Origin of the sequence: Propioniciclava sp., assembly GCF_036744435.1 — a bacterium.
GTDB lineage: Bacteria > Actinomycetota > Actinomycetes > Propionibacteriales > Propionibacteriaceae > Propioniciclava.
Map to the genome: position 1 here is coordinate 1 of NZ_DAIOIA010000083.1, position 13,910 is coordinate 13,910.

Genomic DNA, 13,910 nt, shown 5'->3' on the forward strand with positions numbered 1-13,910 from the left:
GGCGGGCCTCGGCCTCGCGCCGCACCGGGTCCTCGCGGGGTGCCTCGTCCGGGACTCCCCGTTTGGGTCGCAAACCCGTCCCCTGCGCGGGCTCGTGCGGGCGTCCGCCTTCCACGACGGCCCCGGGACCCCAGTCGTCGGTCCCGGCGGTGTCGGGCGCGGTCCCCGGCAGGCGCGAGGCCAACGCGGCCAAGGCAGCACTCACGTCCACCTCGCCGAAGCCGGCATAGCTCAAGGAACGTTCTAGGCGTCCGGACGCGAGCGCGTCGCCCGCCGCCGGGTCGGCCAGCGCGGCGCGCAAGGTGCCCCGGAACTCCTCCAGGCCCGCCGGGCTGACGGTGACGCCGAGGGCGGCCAGATGGGCGGCGAGATCCCTAACGACCCGCTCCTCCAGCGCGGCTCGGCCGGCTCCCAGTTCGCCCACCTGGCGCAGATCGAGGCGGGCCTGCGCCTCGCGGAGCCGGGCTCCCAGCGTCAGCCACTCGTACAGCGACACCAGGGAGGCGCGGGCCGCGACGTTGGCGTACCAGGCTCCCAGGCTGGGGCGGCGGAGCCCCTTGATCGCGGCGGCGGTGTCCCTCTCCCCGGCGGTGCGGACGGCGCGAGCCAGCGCGTCGCGTCCGGCAACGAAGGCCCCGGGATCACCCGCATAGAGCGCGTCGATCTCCTGCGCCCAGCTGCTCAATCCCACTCCCACATGAGCGAATAGACCCCCGGGCGGGCCTCGACCCACACGGCCTGGGTCTGGGCGCCCGTCACGACGATCGGCGTGGGATGCTCCGGCGGCTGCCCCATGGACGCCTGGAATCCGGAGGAGACCCGAGCAGGAACGGTGCCCGGATCGAAGGACACGCTCAGGCCCAGCGTGCGGACAGTGTCGGCGACGGCCCGTTGAGTCCGAAACGACGGGGTGACGGTGTGCCCATAGGAGATCCGGTATTCGGCGAGGAAGTGCTCGCCGCGCAGCATGGGGCGTGCGGCTACCATCTCGGCGACCAGCAGCCGCCGGGCCGGCACTTTGACGACTTCGCCGACGCTGCACCCGAACACGGCCTCGATCTTCGGCATGGCCTCGGTGTCGGCGTCCTGTTCCAGCACCACCGCCCAGCGGGGGCGACCCTGGCGCTCGACGCGCCACACGACCTCGCTGTGCTGCATGGCTTCGGACTTGTCGGCGCGCACATGGACCCGATCCATCATCGCGACCCGGGTCAGCCGACCCTGCATCTCAATGCCCAGGTCGTCGATGATCTGGGTGGCGAGGTCCCGGACGGGGATGACCGTCTGCCACTCGAACTGTTCGCGTCGCGTCCGACCGTCGGCCGTGTGGGTGAGCTGGGTGAGATGCCCCGGCTCCACGCCCAGGATGCGCTCCAGTTCCACGAGGGTGTGATAGCTGCGGGACCGGGTCGGCAGGGACCGGCCGGACTGCCAGTAGCTGAGCGTGGCGATGCTCACCGGGACGCCTGCGGCGTCCAGGCGGGTACGGATGCGCTCCAGTGACAACCCTCGCCGCCGGATCGCCGCGGTGAGGACGTCGGAGAACGTCGGTGGATCATCGGCCACCTGGGCATTGTGTCAACCTTCGCCCGCGACCCCAACCCCGTGGTCACTAGGCGATCAGGGAGAGGCGCAGTCACGCCACGCCGGGAGTACCCCCGCAATGCGGCGCGGAGCCGCCTCAGCCGGGCTGGACGAGACCCAGTTCGTAGGCCCGGACGACCGCCTTGAGCCGCGAAGAGACGTTCAGTTTGGCCATGATCGCGGAGACGTGTGTCTTCACCGTCGACTCGGTGACGTGCAACTCCCGGGCGATCTCGGTGTTGCTGTAGGCCGCGCACAGCAACTGGAGGACGTGAAGCTCGCGCGGGCTCAGGCCCAGGTCGGTCGGGGGGTCGGGTTTGGCCACGCGCTGGTTGAGTAGCAGGCTCGTGATCGGGCCCGGGGAGACGACCGAGTTGCCCTCCATGACGGCACGGATGGCGTCCACGAGGCCGCGCGGGGAGACGTCCTTGAGGAGGAAGCCGTTCGCGCCGGCCTGCAGCGCCTCGCGCACGGCATCGTCGTCGTCGAAGGAGGTGATGACCAGGATCTTGATGTCGGGGAGGGCGGCGCGGAGGGCGGCAGTCGCGCCGATGCCGTCGAGTTTGGGCATCCGGACGTCGGTGATGACCACGTCGACCGGCTCGGCGACGATCACCTCGACCGCCTCGGCGCCGTTGGTGCATTGGTGGACGAGTTGGAAGCCCGGCGTGGCCGACACATAGGAGACAAGCGCCGACCGCACGAAGGCGTCATCGTCCACGATGGCGACGGTGACGGGCGACTTCATGTCGTCATTATCCCCCGAGCGGGAGCTGGGCGCGCACGATCCACGTGCCCGAGGCCGCCGTGGCTTCGAATTCTCCCCCCAGCGCCTCCACGCGCTCGGCAGCCCCGAGGAGGCCGAGGCCTTCCTCGGAGGTGAAGGATCCAGGCTCGGTGAAGTTGGTGAAGACGGCCTCGACGGTGTCCCCCTCCACCTCGATCAGGACGCGGCAGGGGCCGGGTGCCGCGTGCTTGACCATGTTGGAGGTCGCCTCGACGATCAACTTGCCGAGGGTCTCACGGACGGACTCGGGCAGCAGTTGGTCGATGTCTGCGGGGGCACTGACCTGAAGGGCGAGCCCGTGGGCGTTGAGTTCCTTGACGCGTTCGGCGAGCACGTCGGAGATGGTGACGAGCCGCCACATCGTGACGGTTCCGGTGTCCAGCTCAGGGTTGTTGCGGCGTAGCGCCTCCATCATGGAGCGCAGGTCGCGGACGGAGCGGCGGCCCGTGGTGATGATGAAGTCGAGGTCGGCCTGCGTGGCGGGATCGTCGGTCCGCAGTTTCATCTGCTCGGCGCGCATGATCATCGTCGTGGTCGCGTACGCGATGGTGTCGTGAAGGTCGTGGGCGATGTCGCGGCGCTGACGGCGCAGGGACGCGAACCGGAGTGCCGCGTGTGCTTTGGTCTCCCGTCGCAACCGGTCGATGGTGTGCCCAACGATGCGGGCCAGTCCGATGGCGAGGCCCCAGATGATGATCGATTCGATCTTCTCCGAGACGCCGTCGCTGAGCGGCAGTGTCAGGACGCAGGCGAGCAGGAAGCTGACGATGGTGAACACGTCGGCGAGCCAGTTCCGCCCCCGCATGCCTGCCGAGAGGATGGGAATGAACAGGGCGAGGATGCTCATGCGGAGCTGGCCGACGGGCAGGACCACCATGAGCGCCAGGCCCACGGCCACGCCGATCGCCCCCAGGCGGGGCCAGCGACCAGACGCCGCGGCGGCCCCGCAGATGAGCACGTTGACCGCGAACTCGAAGGTCCGCTCCCCGCTCGGGACGGTGAACACCTCTACGTAGAGGAACAGCCCGGTCGCCATCGCCGCCTCAGGGAAGCCGCTCGTCCCCAGCCTCGCCAGCCAGCTGGGGAACTGGTGGCGCCAGCGGCGCAGACGGGCGGCTTGCATGGCCGCAGTCTCTCACGGGCCACCCGCCGGGGACGGCACTCGTACTTTGGTACCGGTCAAAGTTGGGTCTTTTGTTCGATGTGCCGAAGTTCTGGCGTGACTAGGGTCGTAACTGCTCCCACACCCCCGAGCCGAAAGAAGTTCCGTGTCGATCAAGCCAGACCACGTAGTCGTCATCGCGGTGGTGGCCGGCGGGTTGGTCGGTTTGGTGATCGGAACGATCGTCGGTTCCGCCCGGACCATCGGGGTCGTGGGAGCGCTTCTTGGGCTTGCGCTGGGATGTTTACTGACCGCCATTTCCCCCCGTGCGGAAGAGACCCCCGTGGGCCCTGGGTATCACCGGTAACGGTGACGCCCGTGCGGGGCGCCCCTGAGGCGAGTCAGGGGCGCCCCGCCTTTTACTTTTCCTTGCCGACGTCGGTGGAATGACCCGCGTCCCGGTCAAGGCCCCACTTGCGGCGTCGCCCGGTGGGCGTCGCCGCGGTGGCGATGCGGCATCCGGACGAAGAAAAAGAACGGGCCCCGACGCGATGCGTCGGGGCCCGTCTGTCTCGGGGTGGCTAGACGATCAGCGGATCGGGCAACCCTGCAGGTACGGAATCCACTGGCACAGCCACCGCGGGGTGTCCGGCGTGGCTCCTCCCAGCGTGATGCCGCCAGCAAAGACGACGATCGTGGCCAAGGTTGCGACTGCAGCCTTCATGGGTCCCCCTCATTCAATGACGTTGTTACCGGGCAAAGCCAGGTCACTTCGACGGTAGGCACTTTCGGCGGAAACCACATCGGCGGAAAGTGCCATTGCCTCTCGTCCTTTAGTGCGAGAGAGCAGGGAATGTGCGCTGCGTCAGCGGGGAGTTCCGGGAGCGTCGGACCGGTTGCGCAGAGCCGCCAGGAGCCGCTTGAGGCCGAGGCCGACCCCCTCGCCGAGGTACCCGGCGGCCACGTAGACCAAGGCGAACGGGAGCGCGGTCTCGTTGTACACCACGAGCGCCGCGGGCAGGAACGCGATGCCGAACAGCCACGGAGCGGTGACGCTGAACCCGTGCCGCCACGCGAAGACCGCGGCGACGATGATCGTGGCGAGCGGGTTGACCAGCACGAGGCTGGCGATCGCCGAGTAAGCGAGGTCCTCGTTGCTGATGGTGCCGCCGTACACCAACCACGAGTTGATCAGGGGAAGGATGAACAAGGCGGCGAGGAGGAGGGCGTACTTCATCGGCGTCTGCACGACGAAGAACGGCCTGCGGGGCGCCTCGGACATGAGCACCAGCCTACGGGGTCAGTCGTCGACGAGGACCCGGCCGAGGAAGTCCTCGACATTGTCCTGCAGCCGGTGGATACGGGCGTCCGGGTTGAGGGTCTCCGGCATCATGCCGCCCCCGACGGCACGACGCAGGCCGCGCAGGTACAACGAGCAGGCCAGATCGGTGCAGATGTAGGTGCCGATCGTGTTGTGATTGAGGCCGGCCTTGCCCGCCCGGCGGGCGACCATCAGGAGCGCCCCCTGGCTGGGGTGCTGCGTGTAGCACAGGTTGCACAGCGCGCGGCGTCCCATCGGCCGGTTCTTGGGGAGGCGCAAGACAGCGCCCACCACCCCGAACGAGGTATCCGCAACCAGGTAACCGCGTTCGGGCAGGGCCGGGTCGGTCCAGCCGAGGTAGTCCAGGGAGTCCCACAGCGTGGCGTCGAACCACCAGGGCAGTTCCAGGCGGTCGAGTTCGGCGGGCGTCGCGTTGACGAAACTCTCGCGCACCTCGGACTCGGTGAGCGCTCGCATGCGTCGGTTCTACCGTACGGGTCAAGTCGCGGGGGTCAGCGGGTCCAGTGCAGCGTCACGGTCTGGCCCGGCCGGGCCTGCGCGAGCATGTCGCTGGACGCCGAGGTCAGCACCCCGACCACCGGGTATCCGCCTGTGACGGGATGGTCGGCCCCGAACACGACCGGTTGCCCGCCCGCGGGGAGTTGGACGGCCCCGCGCACGACCCCCTCGCTCGGCAGTTCCTCCCCGTCATGGTCGGGGTGTCGGCGCAATGGCGTCCCCGACAGCCGGACGCCGATCCGGTCGGAGTCTCCCGAGACGATCCACGGACCCGCCAGCGCGTCAGGCTCAGCGAGCCAGTCTCGCCGCGGACCGGGGGCCACCTCGAGGGCGAGGCCGTCGCCCGGTGGCTTCCCGGGCACGGCTGACGGATGCCGCAGCGGGATCGGTGGCTGCGGTCCCACCGGGAGCAGATCGCCTTCTCGGACCCGGCCCGGTCCCAGGCCGGACAGGGTGTCGGTGCTGCGGCTGCCGAGCACCGGATCGGTGGCGATCCCCCCGGAGACGGCCAGGTAGGTGCGCAGGCCCGACACGGGGCGTCCCAGCCGGATGGTGTCCCCGGCGGCGACGAACCACACCACCCCGTGAGGGAGCGGCGTGCCATTGCTGGTAGCCGGTGCGTGGGCGCCGGTCGCGGCCAGCATCAGGTCCGTCGTCGCGACGACCTCCAGCCCGCCCAGGGTGATCTCCAGGGCAGCGGCCGTGCCGGGGTTGCCGACCAGCCGGTTCGCCAGCGCCCAGGCAGCCCGGTCGGCGGGTCCCGCAACCGGAACGCCGACATGCGCCCAACCGTGACGCCCCGCGTCCTGCACCGTGGTCAGTCCGGACGCGGTGACCAGCAGCGCCCGCCCGGCCGCCGGGGCCGCCTGCGGCCCGGCGGGCGAACCGCCCGCGTTCGGCGGCGACGACGCCTCGGGCCGGCGAACTATGTGCGACGACGCCAGATCGCCCGGCTCACTCGCGGCAGGCGGGGCGGATGCGGAACGGAACCGCACGGTCATGCCCGGACGCAGCAAGGCGGGGGAGGGTCGGGTCAGATCCCACAAGGCCGCGTCGGTGGTGCCCAGGAGCTGCCAGCCCCCGGGCGAGGATCGTGGATACACGCCGGAGTACGCACCCGCGAGGCCGACAGAACCGGCGGGCACCGAGGTGCGCGGGGCGGGTCGACGCGGGACGGCCAGGCGCGGATCGCCCCCGGTGAGGTACGCGAAACCAGGGGCGAAACCGGCGAACGCGACCCGCCACGGCGTCCCCGTGTGGGCATCGACCACCTGCTGAGGCGTCCATCCCAGCAGCGCGGCGACCGCAGCCAGATCCGGGCCGTCGTAGACGACGTCGAGGGTGACGTCGCCCTCGGCGTCCGAATCGCCCTCCGACGCCGGGGCGACCAGGGCGGCGGCGAGCGCGGCCCGCAGGGAGGGCAGGTCGGCGGCGGTGCGGCCGACGGCCAAGACGGTGCGAGCACCCAGCACGAGGTCGACCACGCCCGGTGGGCGCGTGGAGTCGAGGCGACGGTACAACGCCAGGGCGGCGTCCAGATCGGCGACCTCGGCCAGGACGGCGGTCTCGCCGCTGGGCAGCAGCCGTCCCGACGAGCCCGCGGGGGTACGGCCGCCGAAGGCTGAGGTGCTGGTCACGGCACGAACGGTGCGAGACGCACGCCCGCCGAGCGAAGACCGTCGGCGACGGCGGCCGCCAACCGGGCCGCGCCGGGGGTGTCGCCGTGCACGCACAGCGACTCCGCCTCGACCCGCACGATGCTGCCGTCGATGGCGACCACCGTCGCGTCGGACGCCAGCCGGACGGCCCGCTCGACCACCTCCGCCTCGTCGTGGATGACCGCTCCCGGCTCGCGGCGCGGGACCAGCGTCCCGTCGGGGGCATAAGCCCGATCGGCGAACGCCTCGGCTACGCCGCGGAGCCCGGCTTCCCGCGCCGCCACCAGCACGGCTGAACCCGGCAGGCCGAGGAGGGGAAGATCAGCGTCGAAGGCACGCACCGCGGCTACTACCGCGTCGGCCTGCGCTCGATGATGGACGATCGCGTTATAGAGCGCCCCGTGGGGTTTGACGTAGTGCAACCGGGTTCCGGCGGCCCGGCACATGGCGTCCAGCGCGCCGAGTTGGTAGAGCACGTCGGCGGTCAGGTCGGCCGGGGCGACGTCAAGGAACCGGCGTCCGAACCCGGCCAGGTCCCGGTAGCCGGGGTGCGCACCGACCCGGACGCCCCGCTCCGCGGCCGCCGCGACGGTGGCGCGCAGGGTGGCTGGGTCCCCGGCGTGGAACCCGCAGGCGACGTTGGCGGAGGTGACCACGTCCAGCAGCGCCGCGTCGTCGCCCATCGTCCACGCCCCGAACGACTCGCCCAGGTCGGCATTCAGGTCGATTCTCACCCCTCCAGCATCCCGCATCTCGCCGAGGACTGAGGTTGCGCCTCCCGAGGACTGAGGTTGCGCCTCCCGAGGACTGAGGCGGTAGCAGTCCTCGGAGGGGCCAGGCTCAGTCCTCGGCGGAGTTAGCCTCAGTCCTCGGCGGGGTGAGGCTCAGTCCTCGGCGATGGTCTGGCCCAGGAGTTGCTCGGAAACCGTCCAGATGCGGGCGGCGTCCTCGGGGCTGCGGAGCGGACGGTACAGGGTCTGCTCGCCCGGGGCGCCGCCGGTGTTTCCCGGACCCGTGGGGCCGTACAGGACGCCCGGCGTGGCGATGGGCGAGGTGGCCGCCAGTAGGGCGGGCAGGGCGGCCGTGCGCGGGGTTCCCACGAGCAGGCCGCGGGCGGACAACCAGGCGATCATGCGGCGTCCGGGGGTGGCCTCGGTGCGACCCAGTTCGGCGCGGGCCGACAGCAGGTTCGTGGGGGCGACGCCCGGATGGGACAGGTTGCTGGTGATCCCCCAGCCGTGGGCGGCGCTGCGGCGCTGCAGTTCGAGCCCGAACAGCCCGAACGCGATCGTGGACTGGCGATACGCGGCCATGCCGTCGTAGGAACGCTCCCACTCGAGGTCGTCCCAGTTGATGTGTCCGCTGCGGGCCGCGACGCTGACCTGCGACGTCACCCGCGCTCGGCCCTGCTTCAGCAGGGGCAGCAGCCCGGCGACGAGCGCGACGTGGCCGAGATGGTTGGTGCCGAACTGCAACTCGAAACCGTCCGCGGTCGTCTGGCGGTCTGGCGGGGTCATGACGCCCGCGTTGTTGATCAGCAGGTGGATCGGACGCCCATCGGCGCGCAGCGTCTCGGCGAGCGCGCCGATCGAGTCCAGGCTGGACAGGTCGAGGCGCTCCAGGGTGACGTCCGCGTCCGGGGTTGTCTCGCGGATCGTCGCCACCGCGGCCTCACCTTTGGCGGGGTTGCGGACCGGCAACACGAGCTGAGCGCCCGCCGCGGCGAGCCGGATCGCGATCTGGAGACCGATGCCGTCGCTGCCCCCGGTGAGGACGGCGCGGCGACCGGCGAGGGAGGGAACGGTGATGTCGAGGGGGCGCTTGGCCATGGTTGGTTCTCCGTGTTCGTTCGAGGTGACGGATTCGATCCTGCTCGGCGGCGGGGACGCTCACCAGGACTCGCTGATCAGTGGCTGCGCGGGACGCGCCGCCGAAGTCGTCGCCGCGCCCTCGGGTAGTCCGCAGCAGGGCACGAGGGGGAGAGGCCGCTGGGGGCACAGAGTGGAGACGCGTTCGCAGCGGTGCAAGGGGTGGATTGACGATCCCTGGTGGGGGTCGCCCGCGTCGGGTAGACACGACGGTGAGAGGCGGCCCGGAACCCACCGGCGTCGGGCCTTGATCCGCTGGCGACACCGGTGGGCATCGGACGGGAGAGGCGCATGCTGCAGATCGATCGAGCGGGGATGGCGGAGTTCCTGCGCGGACGCCGCAGCGTCCTGCAGCCCGAGGACGTCGGCCTGATCCGAGGGCAACGTCGCCGCACCGACGGGCTGCGGCGCGAGGAGGTGGCGCTGCTGTGCCACATGTCGACCGACTACTACGCCCGGCTGGAGCGCGGCACGGGACCGACGCCCTCGGAGCAGATGGTCGCCGCGATCGCGCAGGGGCTGCACCTGTCGCTGGCCGAGCGCGATCACCTGTTCCGGCTGGCCGGGCATCACCCGCCTACCCTGGGCGAGTCCAGCGATCACATCACGCCCGGCATGTTGCGCATCTTCGACCGGCTGCAGGACACCCCCGCCGAGATCGTCACCGAACTGGGCGAGACGCTGCGGCAAACGCCGCTGGGTGTCGCGCTCACCGGTGACCTGACCCGGTTCACCGGGCCGTCGCGGGCGATCGGGTACCGGTGGTTCGACGATCCCGCCTCCCGCAGCCACTACCCCGCGCAGGATCGCGAGTTCCTGGGGCGGCTGTGGGTCTCGGGCATGCGGCAGGTGCTGGCGCTGCGGGGGCGTCCGTCGCGGGCGGCCGAGTTGGTGGACGGCCTGCTGGGCGTCAACGCGGAGTTCACCGGCCTGTGGGAACGCCAGGAGGTGGGGTTGCGTCCGCGCGGAGCCAAGCACTTCGCGCACCCGGAGTTGGGGGCGATGGAGTTGGAGTGCCAAACCCTGATCGATCCAGCGTCCACGCACACGCTGCTGGTCTACACGGCCGCCCCCGGGTCGGAGAGCTACGAGAAGCTCGAGCTGCTGGGCGTCATCGGGCAGCAATCGCTGCGCTGAGTGGTCCGCGCGGGAGGGACGCCAGCGTCCGCCACACGTACGTGGATAGCCCTGCGCCTGTAGGGGTCGGGTTCAGTACCGATCGGCGTAGGCGCTGATCGCTTCGATCACCTTGGGTGGGGCGGCACAGTTCGGCGCGCTGCTCACTGATCGGGGTTGCGGCGGGTTTCTTTGAGTGCGGAGCGGCGCCGCTTGTCGGCCAGCCGGCGTTCGATGGAGCCGCGGGAGCGCCGCCGGGGGCGCCGGGCGGGCGGCGGTGGGGCGAGGTTGGTGCGGACGATTTCAGCGAGCCGCTCCCGGGCGGCGGATCGGTTGCGGTGCTGGGAGCGGAACTCGGCGGCGTCGATGGCGATGGTGGTGCCCGCCAGCCGGTTGGAGAGCCGGGAGAACAATCGGTCGCGCTGCTCGGGTGTCAGGGCGGTGCTGGCGCCGATGTCGAAGCTGAGCTGGACGCGCGAGTCGGTCGTGTTGACGCCCTGGCCGCCCGGCCCGGACGCCCGCGCGAACTTCTCGCTCAGTTCGCGCTCGGGGAGGATCAGCCCGTGCGGAATCCCCGGACCTGGAGGGACGCGTAGATCGGGCACGACAGCAGGGTAGCGGCCGCGCCCGAGGCGGAGTTATCCACAGGTTTATCCACGCTTGTGCACAGAATCACACGCCTGTGATTAACCTGCGACGACGCTGTGGCGCACCTCAGGTGAACAGGCTGGGCGGAGCGGCTGGAGGATCGTCCGCAGGGGTTCTTCTCGCGACGAGCCGACGACCCATCCCGATCCACGCGGCGGACAGCACCCAGGCTCCGGACCCTACGAAGGCTAGGCAGAACGCGTACGGCGAGAGCGCTTCCAGTCGTTGAGCTACGGCCCACCACGCCATCGCCAGCACCACCGGTGACAGCAACCAGAACGGCCACCCCATCAGGACGCGACCCCAGCGCACGGTGTAGGCGCTGAATGCCACCCAGGTCAGGCACGCCAGCCACGCTAGGAGCCCGGTCGCTCCTCCGAGCACCAAGACGATTATCCAGTCCATACCTGCATATTCGGAGGACACGATGGCCTCGGTACCGGGCACCCACCCCGAGTAGGTGATCGCTAGCACCAGCACGACGGGTAGCCAGGTCCACAGGGGGCTCGTCAGCAACAGGCGATGAAGGATGTCGCGAGGCCGCCCTGATGTGGTCACCACCATCAACGCCACCACGACGGTCACCCAGACGGGCGTCGCGAGAGCGGCGAAGATCAGAGCGTCGTACGCATTCGCTATCCGCGGCATCCCTCACCCCCCGACGCATCGGCCAGGGCCCCGACGCGTGGGTGCGCCGAGTGTCCGCATGGTTGCGTGCTGTGCCCGACTCTGCCCGATCAGTCATTCCCGCCCCACGGGCCACGGTCGTCTCTGGGCCGGATCCGGCTAGTCCTGGGGGCCACTCTTCCCGGCTAGCCCGCGGCCGTGGCGAGATTCGCCGCGCCAGGCCGCTGCCTGGCCTACAGTGGTGCCCTGACACGGGGTGCTGGCGTCCAGCCGGCTGAGATGAGACCCGCGAACCTGCTCTCGTTAATGCGAGCGAAGGGATGGTCATGAGTACTGAACCCTGCACACCTTCATCGGCGTCGGGCCTGGCGGACGCCTGCGCCGCAGCCCTGGGACGCCTGCGGACGACGACGCCGCTGGTGCACTCCATCACTAACCACGTCGCCAGCGGCTTCACCGCGAACGTGCTGCTCGCGCTGGGGGCGTCCCCGGCGATGGTGGACGTCATCGGGGAGTCGGGCCCCTTCGCGGGCATCGCCTCCGGTGTCCTGGTGAACCTGGGGACGCCGAGCGGGGACTACCCGGCGGCGATGCGCGAGGCGGCCCAGGCGGCGGACGCTGCGGGGACGCCGTGGGTGCTCGACCCGGTCGCCGTCGGATCGCTGCCGGTCCGGACCCCCCTGGCCGCGGAACTGGTGGAGCTGCGCCCGCGCATCGTCCGCGGGAACGCGTCCGAGATCATCGCCGTGGCAGGCGCGGGGGCGGGCGGACGCGGCGTGGACGCCTCGGCCAGCGTCGACGCCGCCGCGGACGCCGCCTTGGCGCTGGCCCGCCGCACCGGGGGCGTGGTCGCCGTCTCGGGTCCGGTCGACCTGATCACCGACGGGCGCGCCGTCGTCCGGGTGAGCGGCGGCACCGAACTCCTCACCCGCGTCACCGGCGCGGGCTGCGCGCTGGGCGCGGTGATGGCTGCCTTCGCCGGGACGCCTGCCCCCGGCTTGGTCACCGCGTCCGCCACCACCGCGGACGGGGAGGCGGGCGCCGTCGTCTCCGGCGTCCCCGGTTCAGCTCTGATCGCCGCGGTGGCCTCCTCGGTCGCCTACGCGGTCGCCTCCGAGCGCGCCGCCGCCCGCGCGGGCGGTCCCGGCACGTTCGCGACGTTCTTCCTCGACGAATTGGCCGCGCTCCAGACCGGCGACCTGTCCGACGCGGCCCGGATCGTCATCGCAGCATGAGCGCCGCCCAAGCCCGGGACGCCGCACGCACCGGGGACGCGGATCGCTGGGCCGTCTACCTGGTCACCGACGCCGACCAGTGCGCCGCGTCCGGACGCAGCGTCCCCGACACCGTCGCCGCGGCGGTCGCCGCCGGGGTGCGGGCGGTGCAGGTCCGCGCCAAGGACGCCCACGGCGGGGGATTCCTCGCCGAGGTGCTCGCCGTCGCCGACGCGCTCGCCGCGACCCTGGGCGGCGAAGACACGGCGCTGATCGTCAACGACCGCATCGACATCGCGCTGGCCGCCCGCGCCGCCGGGGCCCGGGTCGACGGCGTCCATGTCGGACAGTCCGACCTGCCCGCGGCCAGCGTCCGGGCGATCCTGTGGCCCGGCGCGATCCTCGGCGTCAGCGTGGGGGAACCCGAGGAAGCCGCCGCGGCCGCCCCGCACGCCGACTACCTCGGCGTCGGCCCGCTCGTCGACACCGCGACCAAACCGGACGCCCGCACGAGCCTCGGGCTGGCGGGGATCGCCGCCGTGTGCGCGTCCACGCCGTTGCCGTGCGTGGCCATCGGCGGCATCGACGTGGCCGTGACGCCCCGCCTGCGGGAGGCGGGGGCGGCGGGTGTCGCGATCGTGTCCGGGATCTGCGCACAACCCGATCCCGGCGCGGCCTCGGCCGCCTACCTCGACGCCTGGCGCGCTGGCGCACCGGGCAACGCCCATCCCGGGGGTGCAGCCGTCACGACCTGATTCGACGCCACCCCAGCGACCACCGAACCACCGTCACCAGCCACCCTCCAACGAACCACCCTCCAACGAACCACCTCATCGGACACGGGGTGCGCCACCCGGCGCTGAGAGACACCCGTGGAACCTGCTCTAGTTCGCACTAGCGAAGGGAATGTCCATGCACCTCAGTGCGCCCCTACGACCTGCCGTCCCGCGGGTCCTGTCCATCGCCGGCACCGACCCCACCGGTGGAGCGGGCACCGCCGCCGACCTGAAATCCATCACCGCTGCGGGCGGCTACGGCATGGCGGTCGTCACCTCACTGGTCGCGCAGAACACGCGCGGCGTTCGGGACGTCCACCTGCCGCCGACCGCCTTCCTGACCGAGCAACTGGACGCCGTCAGCGACGACGTCGACCTGCACGCCGTCAAAACCGGGATGCTCGCCACCGCCGACATCATTGCCGCCGTCGCCACCTGGCTGGAGGCGCACCCACCCGCGGTGCTCGTCGTGGATCCCGTCATGGTCGCCACCTCCGGCGACCGACTGCTGGACGCCGACGCCGAGGCCGCCATGCGCGACTTCTGCCGCCGGGCCAGCGTCATCACGCCCAACACCGACGAGTTGGCGGTCCTCACCCAGAGCACGCCCGCCACCACCCAGGACGAAGCCATCGCGCAGGCCCGGGGCTGGGCGCAGGAGACCGGCACGGCGGTCGTCGTCAAGACCGG

General features: G+C 71.3%; 16 protein-coding genes and 2 riboswitches. Of the genes, 4 read left to right on the forward strand and 12 right to left on the reverse strand.

The genetic code is table 11. From position 1 onward, the window contains the following. The 10 genes from V7E09_RS10790 to V7E09_RS10835 form a co-directional block, all read right to left on the reverse strand. On the reverse strand, nucleotides 1-685 hold a 685-nt coding region (locus tag V7E09_RS10790; protein WP_324523374.1), incomplete at its 3' end, for a hypothetical protein. Further along, nucleotides 682-1,566, reverse strand: coding sequence for a helix-turn-helix domain-containing protein (locus V7E09_RS10795; protein WP_324510028.1), 885 nt, complete (start codon nucleotides 1,564-1,566; stop codon nucleotides 682-684). The genes V7E09_RS10795 and V7E09_RS10790, both read right to left, overlap by 4 nt. Before the next feature lie 115 nt (nucleotides 1,567-1,681). Then, complete coding sequence (locus V7E09_RS10800; RefSeq protein WP_324510027.1) at nucleotides 1,682-2,332, reverse strand: response regulator transcription factor; 651 nt, start codon at nucleotides 2,330-2,332, stop codon at nucleotides 1,682-1,684. Nucleotides 2,333-2,339: 7 nt separating this feature from the next. Beyond that, complete coding sequence (locus V7E09_RS10805; RefSeq protein ID WP_324510026.1) at nucleotides 2,340-3,494, reverse strand: sensor histidine kinase; 1,155 nt, start codon at nucleotides 3,492-3,494, stop codon at nucleotides 2,340-2,342. 568 nt (nucleotides 3,495-4,062) lie between these two features. Next, the gene (locus tag V7E09_RS10810; protein WP_324510025.1) at nucleotides 4,063-4,197 is read right to left on the reverse strand and encodes a hypothetical protein; all 135 of its coding nucleotides are present in this window, start codon (nucleotides 4,195-4,197) and stop codon (nucleotides 4,063-4,065) included. Between the two features lie 141 nt (nucleotides 4,198-4,338). Next, nucleotides 4,339-4,755: a hypothetical protein gene (locus tag V7E09_RS10815; protein WP_324510024.1), complete on the reverse strand. Its 417-nt coding sequence runs from the start codon at nucleotides 4,753-4,755 to the stop codon at nucleotides 4,339-4,341. Between the two features lie 18 nt (nucleotides 4,756-4,773). Continuing rightward, nucleotides 4,774-5,271, reverse strand: a complete 498-nt coding sequence (locus V7E09_RS10820; protein ID WP_324510023.1) for an FBP domain-containing protein — start codon at nucleotides 5,269-5,271, stop codon at nucleotides 4,774-4,776. 35 nt (nucleotides 5,272-5,306) lie between these two features. Further along, nucleotides 5,307-6,950 carry a 5-oxoprolinase/urea amidolyase family protein gene (locus tag V7E09_RS10825; RefSeq protein ID WP_324510022.1) on the reverse strand — a complete coding sequence of 548 codons (1,644 nt, stop codon included), beginning with the start codon at nucleotides 6,948-6,950 and terminating at the stop codon, nucleotides 5,307-5,309. Then, nucleotides 6,947-7,723 carry a LamB/YcsF family protein gene (locus V7E09_RS10830; protein WP_324510064.1) on the reverse strand — a complete coding sequence of 259 codons (777 nt, stop codon included), beginning with the start codon at nucleotides 7,721-7,723 and terminating at the stop codon, nucleotides 6,947-6,949. The genes V7E09_RS10825 and V7E09_RS10830 overlap by 4 nt, the downstream gene beginning before the upstream one ends. A gap of 132 nt (nucleotides 7,724-7,855) precedes the next feature. Continuing rightward, on the reverse strand, nucleotides 7,856-8,800 hold the full coding sequence (locus V7E09_RS10835; protein WP_324510021.1) for an SDR family oxidoreductase: 945 nt from the start codon (nucleotides 8,798-8,800) through the stop codon (nucleotides 7,856-7,858). A 330-nt stretch (nucleotides 8,801-9,130) separates the two neighbouring features. On the opposite strand from V7E09_RS10835, the gene V7E09_RS10840 reads away from it, so the two are divergent. After that, the gene (locus V7E09_RS10840) at nucleotides 9,131-9,976 is read left to right on the forward strand and encodes a helix-turn-helix transcriptional regulator (RefSeq protein WP_324523375.1); all 846 of its coding nucleotides are present in this window, start codon (nucleotides 9,131-9,133) and stop codon (nucleotides 9,974-9,976) included. Nucleotides 9,977-10,119: 143 nt separating this feature from the next. On the opposite strand, the gene arfB is transcribed toward V7E09_RS10840, so the two are convergent. Then, the gene (gene arfB / locus V7E09_RS10845; RefSeq protein WP_324510018.1) at nucleotides 10,120-10,560 is read right to left on the reverse strand and encodes an alternative ribosome rescue aminoacyl-tRNA hydrolase ArfB; all 441 of its coding nucleotides are present in this window, start codon (nucleotides 10,558-10,560) and stop codon (nucleotides 10,120-10,122) included. A gap of 109 nt (nucleotides 10,561-10,669) precedes the next feature. Then, nucleotides 10,670-11,251: a hypothetical protein gene (locus V7E09_RS10850; RefSeq protein ID WP_324510017.1), complete on the reverse strand. Its 582-nt coding sequence runs from the start codon at nucleotides 11,249-11,251 to the stop codon at nucleotides 10,670-10,672. Between the two features lie 221 nt (nucleotides 11,252-11,472). Beyond that, nucleotides 11,473-11,569: riboswitch (TPP riboswitch) on the forward strand. Here V7E09_RS10850 and thiM point away from each other — a divergent pair. The 3 genes from thiM to V7E09_RS10865 all read left to right on the forward strand — a co-directional run. Beyond that, nucleotides 11,557-12,465, forward strand: a complete 909-nt coding sequence (gene thiM, locus V7E09_RS10855; protein ID WP_324510016.1) for a hydroxyethylthiazole kinase — start codon at nucleotides 11,557-11,559, stop codon at nucleotides 12,463-12,465. Its footprint overlaps the riboswitch before it by 13 nt. Further along, nucleotides 12,462-13,199 carry a thiamine phosphate synthase gene (thiE, locus tag V7E09_RS10860; RefSeq protein WP_324510015.1) on the forward strand — a complete coding sequence of 246 codons (738 nt, stop codon included), beginning with the start codon at nucleotides 12,462-12,464 and terminating at the stop codon, nucleotides 13,197-13,199. The genes thiM and thiE overlap by 4 nt, the downstream gene beginning before the upstream one ends. Nucleotides 13,200-13,274: 75 nt before the next feature. Then, nucleotides 13,275-13,368: riboswitch (TPP riboswitch) on the forward strand. Further along, on the forward strand, nucleotides 13,357-13,910 hold a 554-nt coding region (locus tag V7E09_RS10865; protein WP_324523376.1), incomplete at its 3' end, for a bifunctional hydroxymethylpyrimidine kinase/phosphomethylpyrimidine kinase. It overlaps the preceding riboswitch by 12 nt.